General features: G+C 64.1%; 21 protein-coding genes. 16 read left to right on the top strand and 5 right to left on the bottom strand.

The annotated features are described in order from the left end of the window. The first annotated feature begins 19 nt into the window (after positions 1–19). The 5 genes from ACFOJ9_RS11225 (at position 20) to ACFOJ9_RS11205 (ending at position 5712) form a co-directional block, all read left to right on the top strand. A complete protein-coding gene (locus tag ACFOJ9_RS11225) occupies positions 20–385 on the top strand; it encodes a YciI family protein (RefSeq protein WP_127289273.1) in 366 nt (121 codons plus the stop codon). Continuing rightward, the gene (locus ACFOJ9_RS11220; protein ID WP_378978933.1) at positions 382–1611 is read left to right on the top strand and encodes an RNA polymerase sigma factor; all 1230 of its coding nucleotides are present in this window, start codon (positions 382–384) and stop codon (positions 1609–1611) included. Before ACFOJ9_RS11225 ends, ACFOJ9_RS11220 begins: the two co-directional genes overlap by 4 nt. A 226-nt stretch (positions 1612–1837) precedes the next feature. Then, positions 1838–3328, top strand: coding sequence for a replicative DNA helicase (locus ACFOJ9_RS11215; RefSeq protein ID WP_126068580.1), 1491 nt, complete (start codon positions 1838–1840; stop codon positions 3326–3328). A gap of 222 nt (positions 3329–3550) precedes the next feature. Continuing rightward, positions 3551–4954, top strand: a complete 1404-nt coding sequence (gene radA / locus ACFOJ9_RS11210; RefSeq protein WP_109662807.1) for a DNA repair protein RadA — start codon at positions 3551–3553, stop codon at positions 4952–4954. 86 nt (positions 4955–5040) lie between these two features. Then, entirely contained in the window at positions 5041–5712 is a 672-nt protein-coding gene (locus ACFOJ9_RS11205; protein WP_378978932.1) for a CvpA family protein, read from the top strand. Positions 5713–5747: 35 nt separating this feature from the next. On the opposite strand, the gene ACFOJ9_RS11200 is transcribed toward ACFOJ9_RS11205, so the two are convergent. Then, positions 5748–6308, bottom strand: coding sequence for a DUF4826 family protein (locus ACFOJ9_RS11200; protein WP_378978931.1), 561 nt, complete (start codon positions 6306–6308; stop codon positions 5748–5750). Positions 6309–6359: 51 nt separating this feature from the next. Between ACFOJ9_RS11200 and purF the strand changes: the two genes are divergently transcribed. The 4 genes from purF to ACFOJ9_RS11180 all read left to right on the top strand — a co-directional run bounded on the left by purF (position 6360) and on the right by ACFOJ9_RS11180 (position 9889). After that, positions 6360–7829, top strand: coding sequence for an amidophosphoribosyltransferase (gene purF, locus ACFOJ9_RS11195; protein ID WP_378978930.1), 1470 nt, complete (start codon positions 6360–6362; stop codon positions 7827–7829). A 220-nt stretch (positions 7830–8049) separates the two neighbouring features. Continuing rightward, positions 8050–8790 carry an SDR family NAD(P)-dependent oxidoreductase gene (locus ACFOJ9_RS11190; RefSeq protein ID WP_378978929.1) on the top strand — a complete coding sequence of 247 codons (741 nt, stop codon included), beginning with the start codon at positions 8050–8052 and terminating at the stop codon, positions 8788–8790. 77 nt (positions 8791–8867) lie between these two features. Next, positions 8868–9509 carry a hypothetical protein gene (locus ACFOJ9_RS11185; RefSeq protein ID WP_378978928.1) on the top strand — a complete coding sequence of 214 codons (642 nt, stop codon included), beginning with the start codon at positions 8868–8870 and terminating at the stop codon, positions 9507–9509. Positions 9510–9670: 161 nt separating this feature from the next. Next, the gene (locus ACFOJ9_RS11180) at positions 9671–9889 is read left to right on the top strand and encodes a hypothetical protein (protein ID WP_378978927.1); all 219 of its coding nucleotides are present in this window, start codon (positions 9671–9673) and stop codon (positions 9887–9889) included. Between the two features lie 158 nt (positions 9890–10047). Here the strand turns inward: ACFOJ9_RS11180 and ACFOJ9_RS11175 are convergent, their stop codons facing one another. Continuing rightward, positions 10048–10554, bottom strand: a complete 507-nt coding sequence (locus tag ACFOJ9_RS11175; RefSeq protein WP_128303063.1) for an OsmC family protein — start codon at positions 10552–10554, stop codon at positions 10048–10050. A 213-nt stretch (positions 10555–10767) separates the two neighbouring features. Between ACFOJ9_RS11175 and aguA the strand changes: the two genes are divergently transcribed. Continuing rightward, positions 10768–11874: an agmatine deiminase gene (gene aguA / locus ACFOJ9_RS11170; protein WP_378978926.1), complete on the top strand. Its 1107-nt coding sequence runs from the start codon at positions 10768–10770 to the stop codon at positions 11872–11874. A gap of 51 nt (positions 11875–11925) precedes the next feature. After that, positions 11926–13029 (top strand): polyamine ABC transporter substrate-binding protein, encoded by a 1104-nt coding sequence (locus tag ACFOJ9_RS11165; protein ID WP_378978925.1) that lies wholly within the window; start codon positions 11926–11928, stop codon positions 13027–13029. Positions 13030–13108: 79 nt separating this feature from the next. Here ACFOJ9_RS11165 and ACFOJ9_RS11160 read toward each other — a convergent pair whose 3' ends face one another. Continuing rightward, the gene (locus ACFOJ9_RS11160; protein WP_378978924.1) at positions 13109–13864 is read right to left on the bottom strand and encodes a helix-turn-helix transcriptional regulator; all 756 of its coding nucleotides are present in this window, start codon (positions 13862–13864) and stop codon (positions 13109–13111) included. Between the two features lie 105 nt (positions 13865–13969). On the opposite strand from ACFOJ9_RS11160, the gene ACFOJ9_RS11155 reads away from it, so the two are divergent. The 3 genes from ACFOJ9_RS11155 (at position 13970) to ACFOJ9_RS11145 (ending at position 17522) form a co-directional block, all read left to right on the top strand. After that, positions 13970–15487: a S10 family peptidase gene (locus ACFOJ9_RS11155; protein ID WP_378978923.1), complete on the top strand. Its 1518-nt coding sequence runs from the start codon at positions 13970–13972 to the stop codon at positions 15485–15487. A 178-nt stretch (positions 15488–15665) separates the two neighbouring features. After that, positions 15666–16553: a DMT family transporter gene (locus ACFOJ9_RS11150; RefSeq protein WP_378978922.1), complete on the top strand. Its 888-nt coding sequence runs from the start codon at positions 15666–15668 to the stop codon at positions 16551–16553. Between the two features lie 60 nt (positions 16554–16613). Further along, positions 16614–17522, top strand: coding sequence for a DMT family transporter (locus tag ACFOJ9_RS11145; protein ID WP_378978921.1), 909 nt, complete (start codon positions 16614–16616; stop codon positions 17520–17522). A 203-nt stretch (positions 17523–17725) separates the two neighbouring features. Here the strand turns inward: ACFOJ9_RS11145 and ACFOJ9_RS11140 are convergent, their stop codons facing one another. Then, on the bottom strand, positions 17726–18583 hold the full coding sequence (locus tag ACFOJ9_RS11140) for a LysR substrate-binding domain-containing protein (protein ID WP_378978920.1): 858 nt from the start codon (positions 18581–18583) through the stop codon (positions 17726–17728). 113 nt (positions 18584–18696) lie between these two features. Between ACFOJ9_RS11140 and ACFOJ9_RS11135 the strand changes: the two genes are divergently transcribed. Together ACFOJ9_RS11135 and ACFOJ9_RS11130 are read left to right on the top strand one after the other, a co-directional pair. Then, a complete protein-coding gene (locus ACFOJ9_RS11135) occupies positions 18697–19104 on the top strand; it encodes a tautomerase family protein (RefSeq protein WP_378978919.1) in 408 nt (135 codons plus the stop codon). 128 nt (positions 19105–19232) lie between these two features. Further along, a complete protein-coding gene (locus ACFOJ9_RS11130; RefSeq protein WP_378978918.1) occupies positions 19233–21455 on the top strand; it encodes an AMP-binding protein in 2223 nt (740 codons plus the stop codon). 159 nt (positions 21456–21614) lie between these two features. Here the strand turns inward: ACFOJ9_RS11130 and ACFOJ9_RS11125 are convergent, their stop codons facing one another. Beyond that, on the bottom strand, positions 21615–22433 hold the full coding sequence (locus ACFOJ9_RS11125) for a CDP-alcohol phosphatidyltransferase family protein (RefSeq protein WP_127268236.1): 819 nt from the start codon (positions 22431–22433) through the stop codon (positions 21615–21617).

Genomic DNA, 22433 nt, shown 5'->3' with positions numbered 1-22433 from the left:
TCAAGATAAGGAACCCACCATGCGTTATGCCTGTCTCATCTACTACCACCCCAAGACGCTGTTCGGCGGCAGCCCGCAAGCCAACGCCGTGCTGGCCGAATGCGCCGGATATGACGAGGTGCTCAAAGCCAGCGGCCACTTCGTAACCGCCGAGGCCTTGGTGTTGCCGGAAGAGGCGATGACCGTGCAGGTCCGCGACGGCAAGATGTCGTCGGTCGACGGTCCATTCATGGAGACCAAGGAGATCCTGGGCGGCATCATCGTCATCGAAGCCCGCGATCTCAATGAAGCGGTGCGGGTGGCGAGCGGCCATCCGCTGGCAACGATCGGCTTTATCGAAGTCCGTCCGGTCGTCGACTTCAGCCAGCCGCCGCCGGTCCTGTGAGCACCGCCGGCCCGCGCGATGCCCTGGAGGCGGCCTACCGCACCGAGGCGCGGCGCGTGCTGGCGACGTTGATCCGCCTGCTCGGCGGTTTCGACGCGGCGGAGGAGGCCTTGCATGAGGCCTTCACTGCTGCCGCCGAACAATGGCCGCGCCAGGGTGTGCCGGCCAATCCCTATTCCTGGCTGGTCTCGGCCGGCCGCTTCAGGACCATCGACCGCTGGCGCCGGGAAGCACGGCTGGCCGGGGCTCTGCCCGAGCTCACGGCTCTGGCCGAGCCGACACCGGAGCCGGCCATGCCGGAGGACATCCAGGACGATGAATTGCGGCTCATCTTCGTCTGCTGCCATCCGGCGCTGGCGCCGGATGCACGCATCGCCCTGACCCTGCGCGAAGTGGGTGGTCTGACCACCGAAGAGATCGCCCGCGCCTATCTGACGCCGGCACCGACCATTGCGCAACGCATCGTGCGGGCCAAGGCGAAGATCCGGGACGAGGCCATCCCCTACGAAGTGCCCGACCGCGGCGACCTGCCGGCGCGTCTCGAGAGTGCGCTGCAGGTGATCTACCTGATCTTCAACGAGGGTTATGCGGCAACCGAGGGGCCAAATCTGACGCGGGCCGATCTGTGCGCCGAGGCGATCCGGCTCGGCCGGCTGATGGTCGAGTTGCTCGACCAGCCGGAGGCGCAAGGGCTGCTTGCCCTGATGCTTCTGCACGAGGCGCGGCGCGCGACGCGGGTCGATGCCAGCGGCGACCTTGTCCTGCTGGAGGATCAGGACCGCACGCTGTGGGACCGTTCGCTGATCGCCGAGGCCGACGGCCTGATCGGTCGGGCGATCGCCTCGCGCCGCATCGGACCGTATATCCTGCAGGCGGCGATTGCTTCCGTCCACGCCGAGGCGGCAGGCACGGCGGAGACCGACTGGGTACAGATCGTCGCGCTTTACGATGTGCTCGGCCGCGTCGACCCCTCGCCGGTCGTGGCACTCAACCGCGCCGCGGCCATAGGCATGCGCGACGGCCCGCAGGCCGGACTGGCGGCAATCGAGGCGGTCATGGGACAGGGCGGGCTGGACGGCTACCATCTGGCCCATGCCGCGCGGGCAGACATGCAACGCAGGCTTGGCTTGACCGAAGCGGCAAGGACCTCCTACCGGCGGGCGCTCGAGTTGACCCGGCAACCGGCGGAACGCCGGTTCATCAAGGGGCGACTCGGTCAGCTTTGAGCGGGATGGCTGCACAGGGCACCATTCTTGTTTTCCCGTTTTGTTCTCCCTATAGATGCGCTACATTCGTTCTTTCGATTCGAGTCAATTGTGATTCTTTCCACCGAAAAAACTCGGCTGTGAATCGCGGGTATCAAAGCTGATTGGACAGGCACTGGTGCAGATAAGTCAGCATGGACTTGTCACGTTCTGATATCGAGAAGCCGGGATCGCAATCGGGGACATCATGGCAGAAGCAGCGCGTAAATTCGGCGTGGCGGAAACACCGCTTTATCGTGAAGCGCCAAATAACATCGAGGCCGAGCAGGCGCTGCTCGGCGCCATCCTCGTCAACAACGACGCCTTCTACCGCGTCTCGGATTTCCTCAAGGCCAGCCATTTCTACGAGCCGCTGCATCGCAAGATCTTTGAGGTGGCGTCCGAGTTCATACGCATGGGCAAGGTCGCGACGCCGATAACGCTAAAAACCTTCCTGCCGGCCGACGAGAAGGTCGGCGACATGACGATGGCGCAATATGTCGTGCGGTTGGCGGTGGAGGCCGTGACCGTCGTCAACGCCACCGACTATGGCCGCGCCATCTATGACCTCGCCACGCGCCGCGCGCTGATCACCGTCGGCGAGGACATGGTCAACATCGCCTATGATGCGCCGGTCGACATGGCGCCCGGCGAACAGATCGAGGATGCCGAGCGGCGGCTGTTCGAGCTGGCCGAAAACGGCCGCTACGATGGCGGTTTCGAGAGTTTTTCCGATGCGTTGAAGAACGCCGTCGACATGGCCAGTGCCGCCTATATGCGCGATGGCCACCTGTCCGGCATTGCCACCGGCCTGCGCGATCTCGACCACCGCATGGGCGGCCTGCAGCCGTCGGATTTGATCATCATCGCCGGCCGCCCGGGCATGGGCAAGACCTCGCTGGCCACCAACATCGCCTACAACATCGCTGCCGCCTATGAGCCTGCCCAACAGGCCGACGGCTCCGTCAAGGCGGCCAATGGCGGCGTCGTCGGCTTCTTCTCGCTCGAAATGTCGTCCGAGCAGCTGGCCACCCGCATCATCTCCGAGCAGACCGAGATCCCATCGTCGAAAATCAGGCGTGGCGACCTGACCGAAGCCGATTTCGGCAAGCTCGTCGCGTACACGCAGGAGAACCACAAGCGGCCGCTGTACATCGACCAGACGGGCGGTATTTCGATTGCCCAGCTCGCGGCTCGCGCCCGCCGCCTCAAGCGCCAGCGCGGGCTGGACCTGATGGTCATCGACTATATCCAGCTGATGCAGGGTTCATCCGCCAAGGCGTCGCAGAACCGCGTCCAGGAAATCACCGAAATCACCACCGGACTGAAGGCGCTCGGCAAGGAACTTGGCGTGCCGATCATCGCGCTCTCACAGCTCTCGCGCCAAGTCGAAAGCCGCGACGACAAACATCCGCAGCTGTCCGACCTGCGCGAATCGGGTTCGATCGAGCAGGACGCCGACGTCGTGCTGTTCGTGTACCGCGAGGAATATTACATCAAGAACAAGGAGCCGGAGAAAGGCACGCCCGAGCACCTTGCCTGGGAGACAAAGATGGTCGAGGTCCAGGGCAAGGCCGAAGTGATCATAGCCAAGCAGCGCCATGGACCGACCGGCACCGTCAGCCTTGCCTTCCAGGGCGAGTTCACCCGCTTCTCCGACCTTGCCGAGGAGCATCACCTGCCGGAAAGGTTCGAGTGACCTATTGAGACAGGTCTCGTTCCTTGGCGCCCCCCTCTGTCCTGCCGGACATCTCCCCCTCCAGGGGGGAGATCGGATGTCATCGACCCTTTCGCCAATTTTTGGCGCTGAAAGGAAGGCGCAAGCGCTGAAGCTGCAAATCTCCCCCCTTGAGGGGGAGATGGCCGGCAGGCCAGAGGGGGGCGCTGCCCCGCTGACCTGTCACCACGTGGCGTTCCTCTGATGGCCAAGTCGCGCGTTCAATTCATCTGCCAGAGTTGCGGATCGGTGCATCAGCGCTGGGCCGGCAAATGCGATGCCTGCGGCGAGTGGAACACGCTGGTCGAGGAAGGCACATCCGGCGGCATCGGCTCGGGTCCGGCCAACACGCGCAACGCCCGCAAGGGCCGCGCGGTGGTGCTGACCACGCTGTCCGGCGATATCGAGGATGCGCCGCGCATCATCTCGGGCATCGGCGAACTCGATCGCGCCACCGGCGGTGGTTTCGTGCGCGGCTCGGCGCTACTGGTCGGCGGTGATCCCGGTATCGGCAAATCGACGCTGCTTACCCAGGCGGCCGCGGCACTGGCGTCAAAAGGCCACCGCATCGTCTATGTCTCGGGCGAAGAGGCGGTCGCGCAGATCAGGCTGCGCGCGCAGCGGCTTGGCGTCGCCTCCTCTCCGGTGGAACTTGCCGCCGAGACCAATGTCGAGGACATCCTTGCCACGATAGCCGACGGCAAGCGGCCAGACCTCGTCATCCTCGATTCGATCCAGACGCTGTGGACCGACCTTGCCGATTCGGCGCCGGGCACCGTCACCCAGGTGCGAGCCGCCGCCCAGGCGATGATCCGTTATGCGAAATCCACAGGGGCGGCGATCGTGCTGGTCGGCCATGTCACCAAGGAAGGCCAGATCGCCGGGCCGCGCGTCGTCGAGCATATGGTCGACGCCGTACTCTACTTCGAAGGCGAAGGCGGCCATCACTATCGCATCCTGCGCACGGTTAAGAACCGTTTTGGTCCGACAGACGAGATCGGCGTCTTCGAAATGTCGGACAAGGGCCTGCGCGAGGTTGCCAATCCGTCCGAGCTTTTCCTTGGCGAGCGACATGCGAAATCGCCAGGCGCCGCGGTTTTCGCCGGCATGGAAGGGACAAGGCCGGTGCTGGTCGAGATCCAGGCGCTGGTCGCGCCGTCGTCGCTCGGCACGCCACGCCGCGCCGTCGTCGGCTGGGACGGCGCCCGGCTGTCGATGATCCTGGCGGTTCTCGAAGCCCATTGCGGCGTGCGCTTCGGCAGCCACGATGTCTATCTCAACGTCGCCGGCGGCTACCGCATCTCGGAGCCCGCGGCCGATCTGGCGGTAGCGGCGGCCCTGGTTTCCTCGCTCACCGGTCTTGCCCTTCCCGCCGATTGCGTCTATTTCGGCGAAATCAGCCTTTCGGGCGCCGTGAGGCCGGTTGCGCATGCGCAACAGCGCCTCAAAGAAGCCGAAAAGCTGGGTTTTGGAAGTGCGGTTCTGCCCTCGGGCAGCGGGGAACTGGCCGGCGGGATCGGGGCCGGTTCTTTCCAGCCGACCGAGCTTGCCGACCTCGTGGCACGCATAGCCGGCTCACGCCGAAGCCGCGTGGACGTAGAAGACTAGAGCATCGGATCCTAAAGGCGGGAACCGGTTTTGGGAAAACCCGATGCTCCGCGCTATAATGCGGCTCATGGAGTGGGGCGAAAGACATGCCGATTACGCTGCTTGACGGAATTCTCGTCGGCTTCACTCTGGTCTCGGCGATGCTCGCCATGGTTCGCGGCTTCTCGCGCGAAGTCCTGTCCGTCGTCTCCTGGGCAGCGGCGGCAGCGGCGGCGTTCTTCTTCTACAAGCCGGTTGTGCCTTACCTCGCGCCCTACATCGAGAATGAAAAGGTCGCCATGGCGGCCGCCGCCGGCGTCGTCTTCATCGTCGCGCTGATCGTCGTCTCGGTCATCACCATGAAGCTCGCCGACTGGATCATCGATTCCCGGATCGGCGCGCTCGACCGTACGCTGGGTTTCCTCTACGGCGCCGCGCGCGGCATCCTGGTCGTTGCCGTCGCACTGCTGTTCTTCAACTGGCTGGCTGGCGCCAAGGCACCGGCCTGGGTCACGGAGGCCAAGTCGCGGCCGCTGCTCGAACAGATCGGCGCCAAGCTCGAAAGCCTGCTGCCCGAGGATCCGGAAAACGCCATCCTCAAGAAGCTCAATCCGAATCAGCCGGCCGCAGAGACCCCCGCGGCTCCGGACGCCCCGGCGGCGGATGCTCCCGCGGGTGGCGACGATGCCAACACGCCGGCGCCCGACGACAATGACGCCGCGACACCGCCGGCGGACAATGCCCCGGCCAATCCGGCGCCCGCGGCACCGGCAAACTGAGTAGTGGTGGGAGGCGATAGGTCCAGAACGTCGGATCAAGCTCCCGACTGGTCCTCAGGATCGTCGTCCCAGACGTCGTCGTCGTCATCAGCCCAATCGAGGAGCGTCCCTGCTCTAGACGCAAGCAGGGGCGCTATCGTTGCGGCATCCGCGGGGCCGCCGATCGTGAACTCCTCGTGTTCCTCGCCTCGGACCATTGCCGCAGCCACTTCCTTCCAACGCAAGCCAAAAGCACGGGCGGCGGCACGCGGCGTGCGGTCCGATCCGTACGGTATGTAATCGCTTGGGAGATCACCAGAGATCGCCCACCAACCGATCCACTCAGGTCGACTGACGCTCTCGATGGCCCAAATGGCAACATACGGATAGACGTGCCAAGCGGGCCATTCTCCAACCCTTCCGTGTTGCAAGTGCTCGCGGGCCAGATAGTCAATCACATACTGCCGTTGTGATTCGCACCAAGCCTCTTCTTCGGCTTCGGTGGGCTCTTCGGCTTGGTCGGGTATACTGCCCATCCGCAACGTCCTCTTTTGGAGCGAAACGCTACCGGACAGTTGATACTGCTCGCAAGCCGGCGTTCTGATTTCCAGTGGCATTGCAGGCTCGACTGCACTATATGACGCCTTTCCGCAGCGAGGCTCGAACAGATGGCAGACGCAAACGACGTGCTTTCCGCCGAGGCCGACGACCATTTCCACGACGAATGTGGCGTGTTCGGCATTTTCGGCCGGCAGGACGCGGCAGCCATCGTCACACTGGGCCTGCATGCGCTGCAGCATCGCGGCCAGGAAGCGGCCGGCATCGTTTCCTATGACGGCACCCAGTTCCATGTCGAACGCCATGTCGGCTTGATCGGCGACACCTTCACCAAGCAGCGCGTCATCGACAGCCTGCAAGGCAACCGCGCCATTGGCCACACCCGCTACGCCACGACTGGCGGTGCCGGCATGCGCAACATCCAGCCGTTTTTCGCCGAACTCGCCGATGGCGGCTTCGCCGTCGCCCACAACGGCAATCTGACCAACGCCATGACCGTGCAGCGCGCGCTGCAGAAGCAAGGCGCGATCTTCTCCTCCACCTCCGATACCGAGACGCTTTTGCACCTTGTCGCCACCAGCAAGGAGCGCGATTTGAACTCGCGTTTCATCGATGCGGTACGGCAGGTCGAGGGTGCCTTCTCGCTGGTGGCGATGACGGCCAAGAAGATGATCGGCTGCCGCGACCCGCTTGGCATCCGCCCGCTGGTGCTCGGCGATCTCGACGGCGCCTGGATCCTGGCCTCCGAGACCTGCGCGCTCGACATTATCGGTGCGCGTTTCGTGCGTGACCTGAAGCCCGGCGAGATGGTCGTCGTCACGTCCAAGGGCATTGAAAGCCTGTTCCCCTTCGAGCCGCAGAAGACCCGCTTCTGCATCTTCGAGTATGTCTATTTCGCGCGGCCGGATTCTTCGGTCGAAGGCCGCAACGTCTATGAGGTGCGCAAGCGCATCGGCGCCGAGTTGGCGGTCGAAAGCCCAGTCGAGGCCGACATCGTCGTGCCGGTGCCCGATTCGGGCACGCCGGCGGCGCTCGGCTTCAGCCAGGCGGCCGGCATTCCCTTCGAGCTCGGCATCATCCGCAACCATTATGTCGGCCGTACCTTCATCCAGCCCGGCGATTCGATCCGCCACATGGGCGTCAAACTGAAGCACAATGCCAACCGCCGCATGATCGAAGGCAAGCGCGTGGTGCTGGTCGACGACAGTATCGTGCGCGGCACCACCAGCCAGAAGATCGTGCAGATGGTGCGCGACGCCGGTGCCAAGGAAGTGCATATGCGCATCGCCTCGCCACCGACACGCGCCTCCTGCTTCTACGGCGTCGACACGCCGGAGAAGTCGAAGCTTCTGGCATCGCGCATGTCGGTGGAAGAAATGGCCGAGTTCATCCGTGTCGATTCGCTCGGCTTCCTCTCCATCGACGGGCTCTACCGCGCCGTCGGCGAGGCCAGCCGCGACAACGACCAACCGCAATTTTGCGACGCCTGCTTCACCGGCCAGTACCCGACCCGACTGCTCGACTTCGAAGGCCACGACAATGTGCGCACGCTGTCGCTGCTGGCGACGAGCGGGGCGTAGGATTGCCGGTTTATCATTTGCCTTCGCCAGTTTACCCCCCTCTGTCCTGCCGGACATCTCCCCCTCAAGGGGGGAGATCGGCTGAACTTCCGACTTTCGCCAATCGCCAAGGCTGCGAAGCCAGAGCCAACTTCGGCGGAGTCCAATCTCCCCCCTTGAGGGGGAGATGCCCGGCAGGGCAGAGGGGGGTGTTTCACGCCGACCTTACGGAAATTCTCGCATGACCCTCGACCTTACCGGCCGCGTTGCGGTCGTTACCGGCGCCTCGCGCGGCATCGGCTACTTTATCGCCAAGGAATTGGCTGCCGCCGGCGCGCATGTCGTCGCGGTGGCGCGCACCGTCGGCGGCCTGGAAGAGCTTGACGACCAGATCAAGGCAGCTGGCGGCCAGGCGACACTGGTGCCGCTCGACCTCGCCGACATGGCCGGCATCGACCGGCTGGGCGGCGCCATCCACGACCGCTGGGGCAAGCTCGACATCCTCGTCGCCAATGCAGGCGTGCTTGGCGTCATCTCGCCGATCGGCCATGTGGAAGCAAAAACCTTCGAGAAGGTGATGACCATCAACGTCACCTCGACATGGCGGCTGATCCGCTCGGTCGACCCGTTGCTGCGGCTCTCCGACGCCGGCCGCGCGATCATCCTGTCTTCCAACGCAGCGCATTCAGCGCGCGCCTTCTGGGCGCCCTATGCGGCATCCAAGGCGGCGGTGGAGACCATGATGCGCTCCTGGGCACATGAGACGCAGAGCCTGCCGTTGCGCGTCAACGCCGCCGACCCCGGCGCCACCCGCACCGCCATGCGTGCCCAGGCGGTGCCTGGCGAGGATCCCGAGACGCTGCCGCACCCCTCGGAGATCGCCAAACGCATCGTGCCGCTGGCCAGCCCGGAGCTGAAAGAAACCGGATTGATCTTCCAGGCTAAGCACAATCGCTTCGTCGCCTACAGGCAACCGGAATAAAACTTGACTGCGAGACGGATTAAATAGGCCTCCGGAAACGTTTCTTCTGACGTAACCATTCGAACCGGAGGATCGACATGCGCAGACTTCTTCTCGTTGCCGCCACCGCCATCACGGCCGCCTTCGCCGCCACCGCCGGCGCAGCCCTCTCGCAAGAGGCCACGATGAGCTTCTTCGTCACCAGTGCCGGTTCCGGCAAGGGCGCCGATCTCGGCGGCCTCAAGGGTGCCGACGCGCATTGCGCCTCGCTGGCGGAAGCCGCCGGCGTCACCGGCAAGACCTGGGCCGCCTATCTCTCGACCAGCGACACCGACGCGCGCGACCGCATCGGCAAGGGACCTTGGGTGAACGCCAAGGGCGTCAAGATCGCCGACGACGTCGCCTCCTTGCACAGTGACGCCAACGGCATCACAAAGCAGACCGCTCTGAACGAGAAGGGGGAAGAGGTGAACGGCCGCGGCGACACGCCCAACCGCCACGACGTGCTGACCGGCTCCAAGCCCGACGGCACCAAGATCGCCGACCAGACCTGCGGCGACTGGACGATGAGCGGGGCCGAGGGGGCCGCGATGACGGGTCATCACGACCGTACCGGCCTCGACGAATCGGCTGCCGCCAAATCCTGGAACTCCTCGCATGCCTCGCGCGGCGGCTGCAGTCAGGAGGCGCTGAAGGGCACCGGCGGCGACGGCCTGTTCTATTGTTTTGCCACCAACTGAGGCGATTAGGCTTCAAGAATTGGGGCTAGAACCCACCGTCACATCACACGGCTGTGATGTGACGGTGGGAGGGGGTCATGCTTTCGTCAATTCCGCGGAGTTCATAGGACCGCAGCGACTCCCCACAACAAGCGCCCAACTGGCAGAACAAGGAAATCCCCATGGCAACGACCGCAGCGCTGGTCTGGTATCTGGTAATCGCCGGCCCCCAGGGCGGCATGGTCGTGCTGCCAAGCACCTTCGACAAGCGTGAACAGTGCACCGCCGCGATCACCGAATATCAGAAGCAGCCGACACCAGCCGGCTGGTCGGTGCAATGCGTACCGAGCGCCTCTCCCTTTGCCGACGAGGGCGATGCCGAAGAACCGGCGGCACAGTAATGGGCGTGGATCTCCCCCTTTGAGTGGAGATGTCGCCGAAGGCGACAGAGGGGGTCGGCACGACGGGACGCCAGCCTTCATCTGCCGCAGGAGGCCGCATCCGGTCGAACCGACCCCCTCTGGCCTGCCGGCCATCTCCCCCTCGAGGGGGGAGATCGTCAGCGCCGAGCGCTCACCGTCAGCTCCGGCTTCTGGCTGATGGTCTGGAACACAACGCAATAGCGCTCGGTCAGCTTCAGCAGCGAATCTATCCGCTCCTGCGGCTCGTCGGTGTCGAGGTTGAAATTGAGCCGGATGGCGCGAAAGCCGACCGGCGCATCCTTGGCGACACCGAGTGTGCCGCGAAAATCGAGATCGCCTTCGGCTTCAACCGTGGCGGCGCCAAGCTTGAACTCGAGCGCCGTCGCCACCGCCTTCAGCGTCACCCCGGCGCAGGCCACCAAGGCCTCGAGCAGCATGTCGCCCGAGCAGAGCTCAAGGCCTGAGCCGCCTGTTGCCGGATGCAACCCGGCGATGGCAAGCGCCCTGCCCGTCTCCACTTTGCAGGCAACCGACTGATCGTCGATCGAGCCCTTGGCGCGAAGCGTGATTAGAGCCTGCGAAGCGTCATCGCGATAGGCCTGCTTCAGCGGCGCCTGCATGGCCTTCAATTCGGTCGCATCCATCCGCTGTCCCCTTTCGTCGGCTGTTTCCGCCACCGGCCTGACGCCGTCCGGCCGAGATTTGCGCCGATCGCCATGGAAGGCAATGCCATTCCGCAATACGGGCCAGCCGCCGCCGGCGCACAAAAACCTATATCCCAAATGGGACATTGACGGACAAGGCCCCAAAAACGTCTGATCCGGGCAAGTCGTCACTCCATTTCCGGTGATCCCCAGATGCCCCTTACCCTTTCGACAACGCCGAAACAGGATGGGTTTCGCGCGCCTGGCGAATTCGAACCCAAATCAGGCTGCTGGCTGATCTGGCCGGAGCGACCGGACACCTGGCGTCTCGGCGCCAAGCCCGCGCAGAAACTGTTCGTCGATGTTGCCGCGGCGATCGCGCAAAGCGAGCCGGTGACCGTGGCGGCATCCGCTCGCCAATGGCAGAATGCCAGAGCGCGTTTGCCTGGCCATGTGCGCGTCGTGGAGATGTCCACCAATGATTCCTGGCTGCGCGACAGCGGCCCCAATTTCGTCGTCAACGATCAAGGCGGCGTGCGTGGCGTCGATTGGATCTTCAACGCCTATGGCGGTTTCGACGGCGGCCTCTATTCGCCATGGGACCTGGATGATTTGGCGGCGCAGAAAGTGCTCGAAATCGAGAACATGGATCGCTACCGCGCGCCGCTGATCGCCGAGGGCGGCGGGTTGCAATGCGACGGTCAGGGCACGCTCATCACGACGGAGCAATGCCTGCTCAACCGAAATCGCAACGCCCATCTCGGCAAGGCCGAGGTGGAACGCCAGCTTGGCGACTATCTCGGTGTCGACACCGTCATCTGGCTGCCACGCGGCTTTGCCTTCGACGAGACCGACGGCCATATCGACGACGTCTGCTGCTTCGTGCGTCCCGGCGTGGTCGTGCTGAGCTGGACCGACAATCGGGAAGACCCGCAATACGAGATCGTGCGGGAAGCCGAGGAGTTGCTGCGTTCGGCCCGTGATGCGCGTGGCCGCGCGCTTGAGGTCCACCGGCTGCCGCATCCCTTGCCGATCGAGATGACGCTTGAAGAAAGCGACAGCGTGGACCGGCTCGCTTCGACCTGGGCGCGACCGGCCGGGAATCGGATCGCGGCGAGCTACATCAACTACTATCCGGGCAACAGCATCGTGGTCGTGCCGCAGTTCGGCTGCGATCTCGACGTGACGGCCAAGCAAAAGCTGGCCGCGCTGTTTCCCGATCACCGAATAATCGGCATCGAAAACTCGCGCGAGATCCTGCTGGGCGGCGGCAATGTCGCCTGCATCACCTTGCCGGTCTATGCCCCGCAACGGCGTTGAGGGTCGACGCATCCCGAAAACCGGCAACAGTAGCGAAAACGGAGGACACTCATGCGCGATCTGATCTTCTCAACCCTGCTTGCCGGGCTTGCCTGCGGCATCTGCGCCAGCACGGCCTCGGCGGACGAGGAAAAAGTCGTCAACGTCTACAACTGGTCCGACTACATCGCACCGGACACGGCCGAGAAATTCGAGAAGGAGACGGGCATCAAGGTTCGCTACGATGTCTATGACGGCAACGAGGTGCTCGAAACGAAGCTGCTCACCGGCGGCTCGGGATATGACGTGGTCTATCCTTCAGCCTATCCGTTCCTGAAGAACCAGGTGAAGGCGGGGGCTTTCCTGGAACTCGACAAGGCGAAGCTTGCGAACCATTCGAAGATCGATCCGCAAGCCCTGGCGCTGATCGCGGGCGCCGACCCGCAGAACCTGCATGCCGTGCCCTATATGGCGGTCACCGACGGCATTGGCTACAACGTCGCCGCGATCAAGCAGCGGCTACCGGACGCGCCCACGGATTCCTTCGCCATGGTCTTCGACGTCGAAATGGTCAAGAAGCTCTCCGATTGCGGCGTGGCCATGATCGATGCGCCGGCTGAAGTCATCCCGATGGCGATGAACTATCTTCACATCAACCCCAAATCGACCAGTCCCGACGATCTCGCCAAGGTCGAGGACCTGATGGGCAAGGTGCGACCCTACATCCGCTATTTCCACTCGTCGAAATACATCAACGACCTCGCCAACGGCGACATCTGTGTGGTGCTGGGCTGGTCGGGCGACATCCTCCAGGCAAGAACCCGCGCGGCGGAATCCACGAGCAAGCTGGAGATCGCCTATTCCATCCCGAAAGAAGGCACGCTCATCAACTTCGATACGATGGCGGTGCCGAAGGATGCACCGCATCCCGACAACGCCCAGGCCTGGATCAACTTCAATCTGCGGCCCGATATCGCCGCAGCCAATTCCAGCTATGTCTCCTACGCCAATGCGATACCGGAGTCCCTACCGCTGATGGACAAGGCGATAGCCAGCGATCCGGGCGTCTTCCCGCCCGATGCCGTGAAGGCCAGGCTGTTCGTGGTCGACAACAACGACGCGAAGCTGCTGCGATCGCAAAACCGCATGTGGACGCGCATCGTGACGGGACAATAGAGCAATTCCAGGAAAAGTGCGCAGCGGTTTTCCGTCCGGAATTGCGTCAAAACAAAAAGATAGAGCCGCGCGGAGACCGTCAATCCCGAGCGACGTCGCGGAGGGTCGCCAGCAGCTCGACCTGGGAGTGCACGCCGAGCTTGCGATAGATCTGCTTGATGTGGTTGCGGACGGTGCCGGGCGAGATGGCGAGGCTTCGCGAAATGGTCTTGGCATTGCCCCCATCGACCAGGTGCCGTGCGATCTCGGTCTCGCGCCTGCTCAACCGCGAGCGGGCGTCACCGATTGCGGCGCCCTTGTCCCGGGAGCGGCACAGATGAAGCAATCTTTGCAGAATGAGCCTTGTGGCGCTGCTTGCCGCGCAAGCCATCGCCAGATCCTGATCGCCAAAGGCCGGTGCCCCGTTTCGCCGCAGGAAGGTGACATAGCCGGCGGTCAGCCTGTCGAGATTGAACACGCCGGTTATCTCGTCGAAGCTGTCGGAGGGGCCATAGAAGTCGCGATAATAGGGTGTGCGCCGGAAGTCGCCATTGCGCAGAGCCGATAGCGGCAACAGGAAATCCTGCCTTGTGCTGGCGAACCTCTGGAAGAAGGGATCCTGGCGATAGATGTGGGCGTCGTAGTCGCGGTTCCAGCGATCGGGGCCTGCATCGTCGATGGTCAGGGACGTGATATCGCGGTGGTAGAAGCCGACATAGACGCGGTCGGAGCCAAGCAGCCCGCTCGCCGCCACCGTGAAGCGAGCCGACAATTCTTCGGGTGTCGCAGCCACCGCCGCAGCGGCGACACCACCGCTCCAGCGCCCAAACTGATCAAGGGAAACGTTCGACTGCATTCCGGCTCACACTAGCGCAAGCCGTTGCAAGTTCAAAACAGCCATTTCCTTTGACTTCGATCATCTCGGCCATACCTATGCGGGAGTCGTTCTCGCGGAGTCATCATGCCGGTCAAGCTGAAACTGATCTTCCTTATCCTGCCGATGCTTGCCGCCCTGGCGCAGCCCGTCCTGGCTGAAACGGCGGAGCGGCCGGCCCCCTCGGGCGGCGTGTTGTCCCTGCTGCCGCCGCCGCAGACCACCAATCATTCGATCACGCTGGCCGGGCGCAAGCTGGATTATCAGGCAAAGGCCGCCACCCTGTCGCTGCTTTCCGGCAAGGGCGACGTCACGGCGGAGATCTTCTATGTCGCTTACACGCTGGAGCCACCGGCAAGCGTGGCCAAAGACCCGCAGCGGCCGATCACCTTCGTGTTCAATGGCGGCCCTGGAGCAGCGTCCGCCTATCTGCATATCGGCGCGCTCGGTCCGCGTATAATCGCAACGGGAGCCGACGGCGAATTCCTACCCTCACCGCAAAGACTCATCGACAATCCGGACAGCTGGCTCGACATGACCGATCTCGTCTTCGTCGATCCGGTCGGAACCGGATATAGCCGCGAGGCACCGGGCCAGGACACGCGCGACTTCTGGGGCGTCAACCAGGATGCCAGCTCGATAGGCGCCTTCATCCGGCTCTACCTCGCGCAGAACGGCCGCACCGGGTCGCCACTGTTCCTCGCCGGCGAAAGCTATGGCGGGTTCCGCGCGGCGCTGCTCGCCAGGACATTGCAGGAAGATATCGGCATCAGTCCGAACGGCATCGTGCTGATCTCGCCGGCGCTGGAATTCACGCTGGTGCAGCCCGACGAATTCGAGCCGCTGCATTGGGCACTCGAACTGCCTTCACTGGCGGCGGTGCGCCTACGCACCGAAGGCGTCAGCGGCGATGCGTTGCGGGAGAAGCTGGCCGAAGTCGAACATTATGCGCTGGGCGATTACCTTACCGCGCTCACCAGCGGACTGGAGCAAGGCAAGCGACTGGCGAGCCAACGCGTGGCTGACATCACCGGCCTGCCGCTCGACCTCGTGCAGCGGAACTCCGCCCGCATCCCGACCGGCCTGTTCGCAAGGGAGTTCGCCCGTGCCAGCGGCAAAGTGCTCAGCCCGTATGACGCCATGATCGGCACGGCCGACATCGCGCCCGAGAGCGCCCGCATCGCCGGCCCGGATCCAGTGCTCGACCGCAGCGTGCCGGCGTTGACGTCGGCTTTCGTCGGCTATATCAGTGACGAACTGAATTTCCGCACCGATGTCAGCTATCGGCTGCTCAATGGCGAAATCAGCCACAATTGGGATTACGGGACCAGCGCCTCACGACAAGGCTATGCCGGGGTGATGGACGATCTGCAGCGCGCACGCTCGCTGAACCCTTCGCTCGGCGTCGTGATCGTCAACGGCTACACCGATCTGGTCACGCCTTACCTGGCCTCGCGCTACCTGGTGAACCAGGTCCCGTCGCTCGCCAATGCCAAACCTATCCGTCTCGATGTCGTCGAGGGCGGGCACATGATGTATTTCCGATCCGATGGCCGGCGCGCCCTGAAAGAGGCCGCTTCGGAGCTTTACCAGGCGACGCAGTAAGCGTTGCGACAGTGCGGCCCGCCACGGAACCCTGCCTCAACATAAGCACGGGGCTGGCGCTGCGCTGTACCGACTTTCGCCCGTATAGCTTGGTGCCGAGGGAGCTGAATTCCCAGGTCCCTCGTGTCGCTCCTCGCAGCATTTCTGCCGCTCCGGCAATTTTGGTCCCACGCGCCTTATGGCCGATATCGCCATTCTCGAAACACGCGAGCGGGTTCTTGCCGGCATCCTGCTGACCGGTGCGGCCTATCTCCTGTTTTCGACGCAGGATGCTTCGATCAAGCTGCTGGTCGTTGGCATGAGCGTCTGGCAGATCATGTTCTTCCGCAGCATCACCATTCTCGGTGCCTGCGCAGCGATCGGCGGGCGACAGCTGTTTGCCGACACGGTGCGCTCGCCGATCGTGCGGCCGATGCTGGTGCGCAGCGCCTTCACGCTTGCCGCCTGGCTCTGTTACTACAATGCCGCGCGCAGCCTGCAGCTCGCCGAACTGACCACCGTCTATTATGCGGCGCCAATCATCGTTACCGTGCTTTCGGTGGTGATGTTCGGCGAAAAGGTGCCGATGCTGCGCTGGCTGGCGGTGCTGATCGGCTTTGCCGGCGTGTTCGTCGCTGGCGACCCGACCCATCTCGGCCTGTCCGTACCGGTGCTGCTGGTGCTGGCGGCCGCCTTTTTGTGGGGCATCGCCATCGTGCTCTTGCGCAAGACCGCCCTTGCCGAGCGCTCGATGATCCAGCTCCTGCTCAACAATTTCTATTTTCTGCTGTTTTCGGCGGTGCCGGCGTTGCTCTGGTGGCGGACACCGGACGGGGTTCAGTTGCTACTCCTTGCCAGCGTCGGCGCGCTCGGCGGCCTCGCGCAATACCTCCTCTTCGAAGGCATGAAGCGCACACCGGCCTCGGTCCTGGCGCCGCTGGAATACACCTCGCTGTTGTGGGCATTCGCGCTCGGCTTTGCGATCTGGGGCGACGTGCCGCGCCGCGAAGTCTTCCTGGGTGCTGCGCTTATCGTCGCCGCCGGCCTGTTGATCGTCGGCACCGAGCATTTCCGCAAACGGCTATGATGTGGATTACCGTCACTGCTGACACTACGATGTCAGCACGGAACGACGTAGGCTGGTGGCATGACTGAGATTGCAGCCGCCATCGACACCGCCGCAGAGCGTACACTCGGCATCATCCTGGTGTCGTCCTCGGCGGCTGTGTTTGGCCTGACCGGCGTTCTTACCAAGTCGATCCATGCCGACCCGCTGACCATCATCTGCTGGCGCGGCTTTGTCGGGGCGATCCTGATCAGCCTGTATGTGCTGTGGCGGCGTCACCGTTCCGGGAAGCGCGAAACGCTGCGGCTTGGCTGGCGCGGCTGGCTGCTGGCGCTAGAAGGCGCGCTGGCCAGCATCGCCTTCATCTCGGCGTTCAAGTTCACCTTCGTCGCCAATGTCGCCGTCATCTACGCCACCGCGCCCTTCGTTACCGCGCTGCTGGCTTGGGTTCTGACGCGCGAACCGTTCCGACTGCAGACCATGGTCGCCGCCGCCGTGTCGCTGTGCGGCGTGGCGATCATGGTCTGGTCCGGCTTCGGCACCGGCAATCTGTTCGGCGACGGACTGGCACTGCTGATGACCATCGGCAGTGGCCTCTACATGATCATGGTGCGCGCCTTCCGCGACACGCCCGTAGTGTGGGCCGGTGCGGTTTCGGCCTTCCTGTTGTTCGTGCTCGGCTGGTTCGTCACCGATCCGCTGGCGGTTTCGCCAAGGGATGCCGTTCTGCTCGCCACGTTCGGCGCGTCCTTCGCACTGTCCTCGATCCTGTGGACGGAGGGCGCGCGGCTCATCCCGCCGGCCGAATCCGGGCTGCTTGGCTCGGCGGAAGTGCCGTTCGCGATCCTGTTTGCCTTCCTGTTCCTGGGCGAGATTGCACCGGTCGCCAGCATGATCGGCGGCGCCATCGTGTTGTGTGCGGTGTTTGCCCATGCGGGGCGGGATTGGCTGATGACCCGCTCGCAACGCATGGCGTCAAATATTTCTTAAAAAAGCGACACAGTCACGGAACCATCATCCGGGTCAGGCATTATTGGTGCGACGGGCCATCCCCAAGTCCCCCCAAACCCCTCGGCCCGTCCTACCTCCAAGCCGACCGCAAGGTCGGCTTTTTCTTTGCCACCCAGCCGACCGGAAGGTCGGCTTTGCCTTTGCCACGCGGCGACCACAAGGTCGGCTTTTTCTTTGGGCATTCAGCCGGCCGACAAGGCAAGGTTGCCGCTGAGCAGGGTTGCCAGGTCGGCTGCCGAACCATCGGCACCGGCACGCAGCCGGATGGCGAACTCAGCCATCGGAACCTGCGGCAGGCCAAGCTCGCGCGGCGCCTCGACAATGCCGGAATGGGCAAAGCGGGCCGTTCGCAGCGTCAGCGCGACACCGGCGTTCACCGCGGTGCGCACGCCGGCCAGACTGGCACTGCCGGCAGCGATGCGGTAGCGGCGGCCGGCGGCATCGAGTGCGGCAAGTGCTGCTTCGCGAAACCCGCAATACGGATCGAGCAGCGCCAGCGGCAATTCCTCTTGCCGCGAGGCCAGCCCTTTTTGTGAGCAAAGCCATATCATCGGCTCGCGCAGCACGCCCACTTCGTCCGTCGCTGCCGCCTGGCGCATGACGATCGCCAGATCGAGGCCGCCAGATTGCAGCGCCTGCGCCAGTTCGGCGGAACGGCCGACCCGCAATTCGATCCTGACGCGCGGATGACTGACGGCGAAGGCCCGCAGCAGTTCCGGCAGGCCTCTGTCGGCGAAATCCTGTGTCGTGCCGATGGCGACGCGTCCGGCAGCGCGCGCGCCCTTCAACGCCAGCCAGGCCTCGCGATGGGCGGCAAGGATGCGCCTGGCATGGCCGACGAGGTCCTCACCCGCCGGCGTGAGGCCGCGCCCCCGCCCTTGCGGTGCCAGCAGCGGCTCGCCGACGATTTCCTCCAGCCGCTGCATCTGGGTCGTCACCGCCGAGGGCGAACGGCCGACGCTTGCAGCCGCCTGGGCCAGCGAGCCGCTGTCGACGAAAGCGAGGAAGGTCCTGAGCAGATCGGGATCGAGCGTTTCCATACTTCGATAATATCGAACCTTAAGTTAAAAACAATTCGATTTTTTTGTTTCGACGACGATGACATGGTTCTTCCAACGGCGATCAGACGCCGCTCGAACCAAGGAGAAGAGAAATGCCCATCATCACCGTCAGCGTCACCGGCAAGCCTGACGCGGCTCTTTCCGCCAGCATCGCAAAGGAGGTCACTGAAATCACCGCGACGCAGCTGCGCAAGGATCCGACGATCACAGCCGTTGCCGTGTCCTATATCGATCCGCAGCACTGGTTCGCCGGTGGCAAGTCTTTGGCCGAGCATGGCACCAACACGTTCTGGCTGGACATCAAAGTGGTCGACGGCACCAACACCAAAATTGAGCTGGAAGCCTATCTGAAGGCGATCTTTACAGCCTTCGGCCGCCTGCTGGGTGGTGTGCACGAGGAAAGCTACGCCTTCGTGCATGAAGTGCCGGCCGCTGCTTACGGCTATGGCGGCAAGACGCAGGAGTTCCGTTTCATCAGCGGACGGTTGAAGGCGGCGTGAACAGTGGTCTTTGCCTCCCCCGCGAGGGGAAGCAGAAGCTCCGCATTGACCTTGCTCCCACATCGTCTAGGTTCTGGCCGAAGCGGCCGCAAGAGCCGATATGCTAAGAACGTTGGGAGAGACGCGGCATGATCCTGACACTGGCGCTGCTTGCGGGTCTTGTTCTGGCCTGGCTGCTGATCGGCGTGGTGGAAAAATTCCGCCTCGGCCTGCGCTTCACACAGGCGCTGCTCTATGTGCCGTTCAAGCTCGCCTACCGGATCGCCGACAACCGTATCAGGATCGCCCGCAAGGCGCAGGCTCCGGTCATCTACGTCGTCTCGCATCAATCGCGCTTCGAGCCGGCGCTGATGCTGTCGCTCCTGCCGGACGACACACTGCATATTCTCGACGAGGTCTCGGCGCGGTCGCCATGGCTCGAACCGTGGCGAGAGCTTGGCCGCACCATCGCGTTCAATGCCGAACATGTCTTCGTCAGCCGCCGGCTGGTGCGCGTGCTGAAGGGCAAGGGCCGGCTCGCCGTCTATCTGCCGGATGCGGTCGAGCCTGACGTCAAGACGTTCCGGCTGTTTCGCGCCGTCACCCGCATCGCCATGCAGGCCGACGCCAGCATCGTGCCGATCTTCGTCGGCGGCGCGCGCAGCCTGCCGGTGTCGTTGGCGCCGGCGGACAAGGCACCACGGCACTGGTTTCCGCAGTTGTCGATCAGCGTGCTGGAGCCGATGACCATCGCCGAACTGGTGGCGCGCAACCCCGACCAGGCCTCGAACACCAATGCGCTGTTCGACCGTGTCGCCGAGGCCCGGCTTTTCGGCACCGACCTCGATCGTGGCCTGTTCCTGGCCATGCGCGATGCCGCTGACCGCGTCGGCGCTTCGCACACGATCATCGAGGACGTCATCTCGGGTGCGTTGAGCTACCGCAAGATGTTCATCGGCGCCCGCGTCCTGGGCAGGCGCTTCGAGGCCGTCACGGCGCCGGGCGAAGCGGTCGGTGTGATGCTGCCCAACGCCAATGGCGTCGTGCTGTCGCTCACTGGCCTTCTGTCGGCCGGCCGGGTGGCGGCGATGATCAACTACACGGCCGGGCCGGCGAGCGTCACCGCGGCCGTGCGCACGGCGGTGATAAGGACCGTGATTTCCTCCCGCGCGTTCGTCGAGAAGGCCGATCTCGCCGATATCGTCGCGGCGGTCGAAAAGGGCGGCGCCAAGCTGCTGTGGCTGGAGGATGTGCGGGAGAGCGTCACCGCGCTGGACAAGCTTGCCGCCGCCTTGCTGTGGCGCTGGCCGCTGCAGCGGCAGGATGCGGCCAAGCCCGCGGTGATCCTGTTCACCTCCGGCTCGGAAGGCACGCCGAAGGCGGTCGTTCTGTCGCACAAGAACCTGCTTGCCAATGCCATGCAGGCCGAGGCGCGCATCACCATCTCGCCCGCCGACATCCTGCTCAACGTGCTGCCGGTGTTCCATTCCTTCGGCCTGACGGGTGGCACCATCCTGCCGCTGGTTACCGGGGTAAAACTGTTCCTCTACCCCTCGCCGCTACACTACAAGCTCATCCCCGAAGTCGCGCGCAAGGTGAAACCGACCGTCATGTTCGGCACCGACACGTTCCTCGCCAACTATGCGCGCACCGCCAAGGACGGCGATTTTTCCAGCCTGCGCTTCGTCGTCGCCGGCGCCGAGGCGGTAAAGCCGGAAACCCGCCGCGTCTATCGCGAGCGCTTCCAGGCCGAGATCATCGAAGGTTTCGGGCTGACCGAGGCGGCACCGGTGGTTGCCGTCAATACGGCAATCCATGGCCGCGATGGCACGGTCGGCCGGCTGCTGCCGGCCATGCGCATGAAGCTGGAGCCGGTCGAGGGCATCTCCGACGCCGGCCAACTGTGGCTCGACGGACCGAACCTGATGATGGGCTACATGACATCAGACCGCCCCGGTGAGTTGCAGCCGCTGACCGGCTGGCACGATACCGGCGACATCGTCGCCGTCGACCGCGAGGGCTTCATCACCATTCGCGGCCGCGCCAAGCGCTTCGCCAAGATCGCCGGCGAGATGGTGTCGCTGGGGGCGGTCGAGATGCTGGTGCAGTCGCTGTGGCCGGAAGAGCGCCACGCCGCGGTGGCGGTGCCGGACAAGAGACGCGGCGAGCGCATCGTGCTGGTCACCACCGCCGACGATGCCAATCCCGACGAGCTGCGCAAGTTCGGCAAACAAGCGGGTGCCGCCGAACTGATGGTGCCGAACGACATCGTCAAGGTCGAGGAAATCCCGGTGCTGGGTTCCGGCAAGACCGACTACGTTTCGACGAGGAAACTGGCGATCGACAGGCTGGGGCTCGGCGTCGCGGCATAGCGTAATCTCCCTCCTTGAGGGGGAGATGGCCGCGAAGCGGCCAGAGGGGGTCCCGCGCGTGAAGTGCCAGCCTCCATATGTAAGGAGGTCGAGCCTGGTCGTACCGACCCCCTCTGTCGCCTTTGGCGACATCTCCCCCTCAAGGGGGGAGATAACCCCCTACCCTATATCGGAGGGCGGCACCTTCTCACCCTCGCGCTTGGCGCGCTTGGAGTAGGCGCGCACGCTGAATGGCAGGAAGATCAGGTAGCCGGCGACCGAAGCGGTCAGCGTGTACCAGGGATAGGTCATCAGCAGGAGCACGTAGAGCACGACACCAAGGATGATCGGCAACACCCTGTCGCCCGGGATTCTCAGACTCTTGCCGGAATAGACCGGCAGCCGGCTGACCAGCAGGAAGGCGACCAGGATGGTGAAGCCGGTGGCGACGAAGGCCGCTGGACGACTGGGCTCCAGCCCTGTGCGCAGGAAATAGAGATAGAGCGGCAGCATCACCAGCACGGCGCCCGCCGGAGCCGGCACGCCGACGAAATATTCGGACTGCCATATGGGGCGATCGCCCTTCTCGTCGTCGAGCACGTTGAAACGGGCGAGGCGCAGCCCACAGGCGATCGCAAACAGGAGTGCTGCGATCCAGCCCGGCGAGCCGGCACGGTCGAGCAGGAAGGCATAGAGAACCAAAGCCGGGGCCACGCCGAAATTGACGATGTCGGCCAGCGAATCCATCTGAGCGCCGAATTTGGAGGTCGCCTTCAGCATCCGTGCCAGGCGGCCGTCAATGCCGTCGAGGAAAGCCGCGAGCAGCACCATCACCACCGCCGGCTCGAAACGGCCTTCGAAGCCGAAGCGGATGCCGGACAGGCCGGCGCAGATGGCAAGCACGGTCACGAGGTTGGGCAGCACCATGCGCATAGGGATCTCGCGGATACGCGGACCGCCGCTGGCATGAGCCTCGAATTTTTTGTATTGCGTGCCCAC

Origin of the sequence: Mesorhizobium cantuariense (assembly GCF_042647205.1) — a bacterium.
GTDB classification, from domain to species: domain Bacteria; phylum Pseudomonadota; class Alphaproteobacteria; order Rhizobiales; family Rhizobiaceae; genus Mesorhizobium; species Mesorhizobium cantuariense.
Note: the sequence above shows the minus strand (reverse complement) of the source record. Positions and strands in the feature narration are given on the sequence as shown.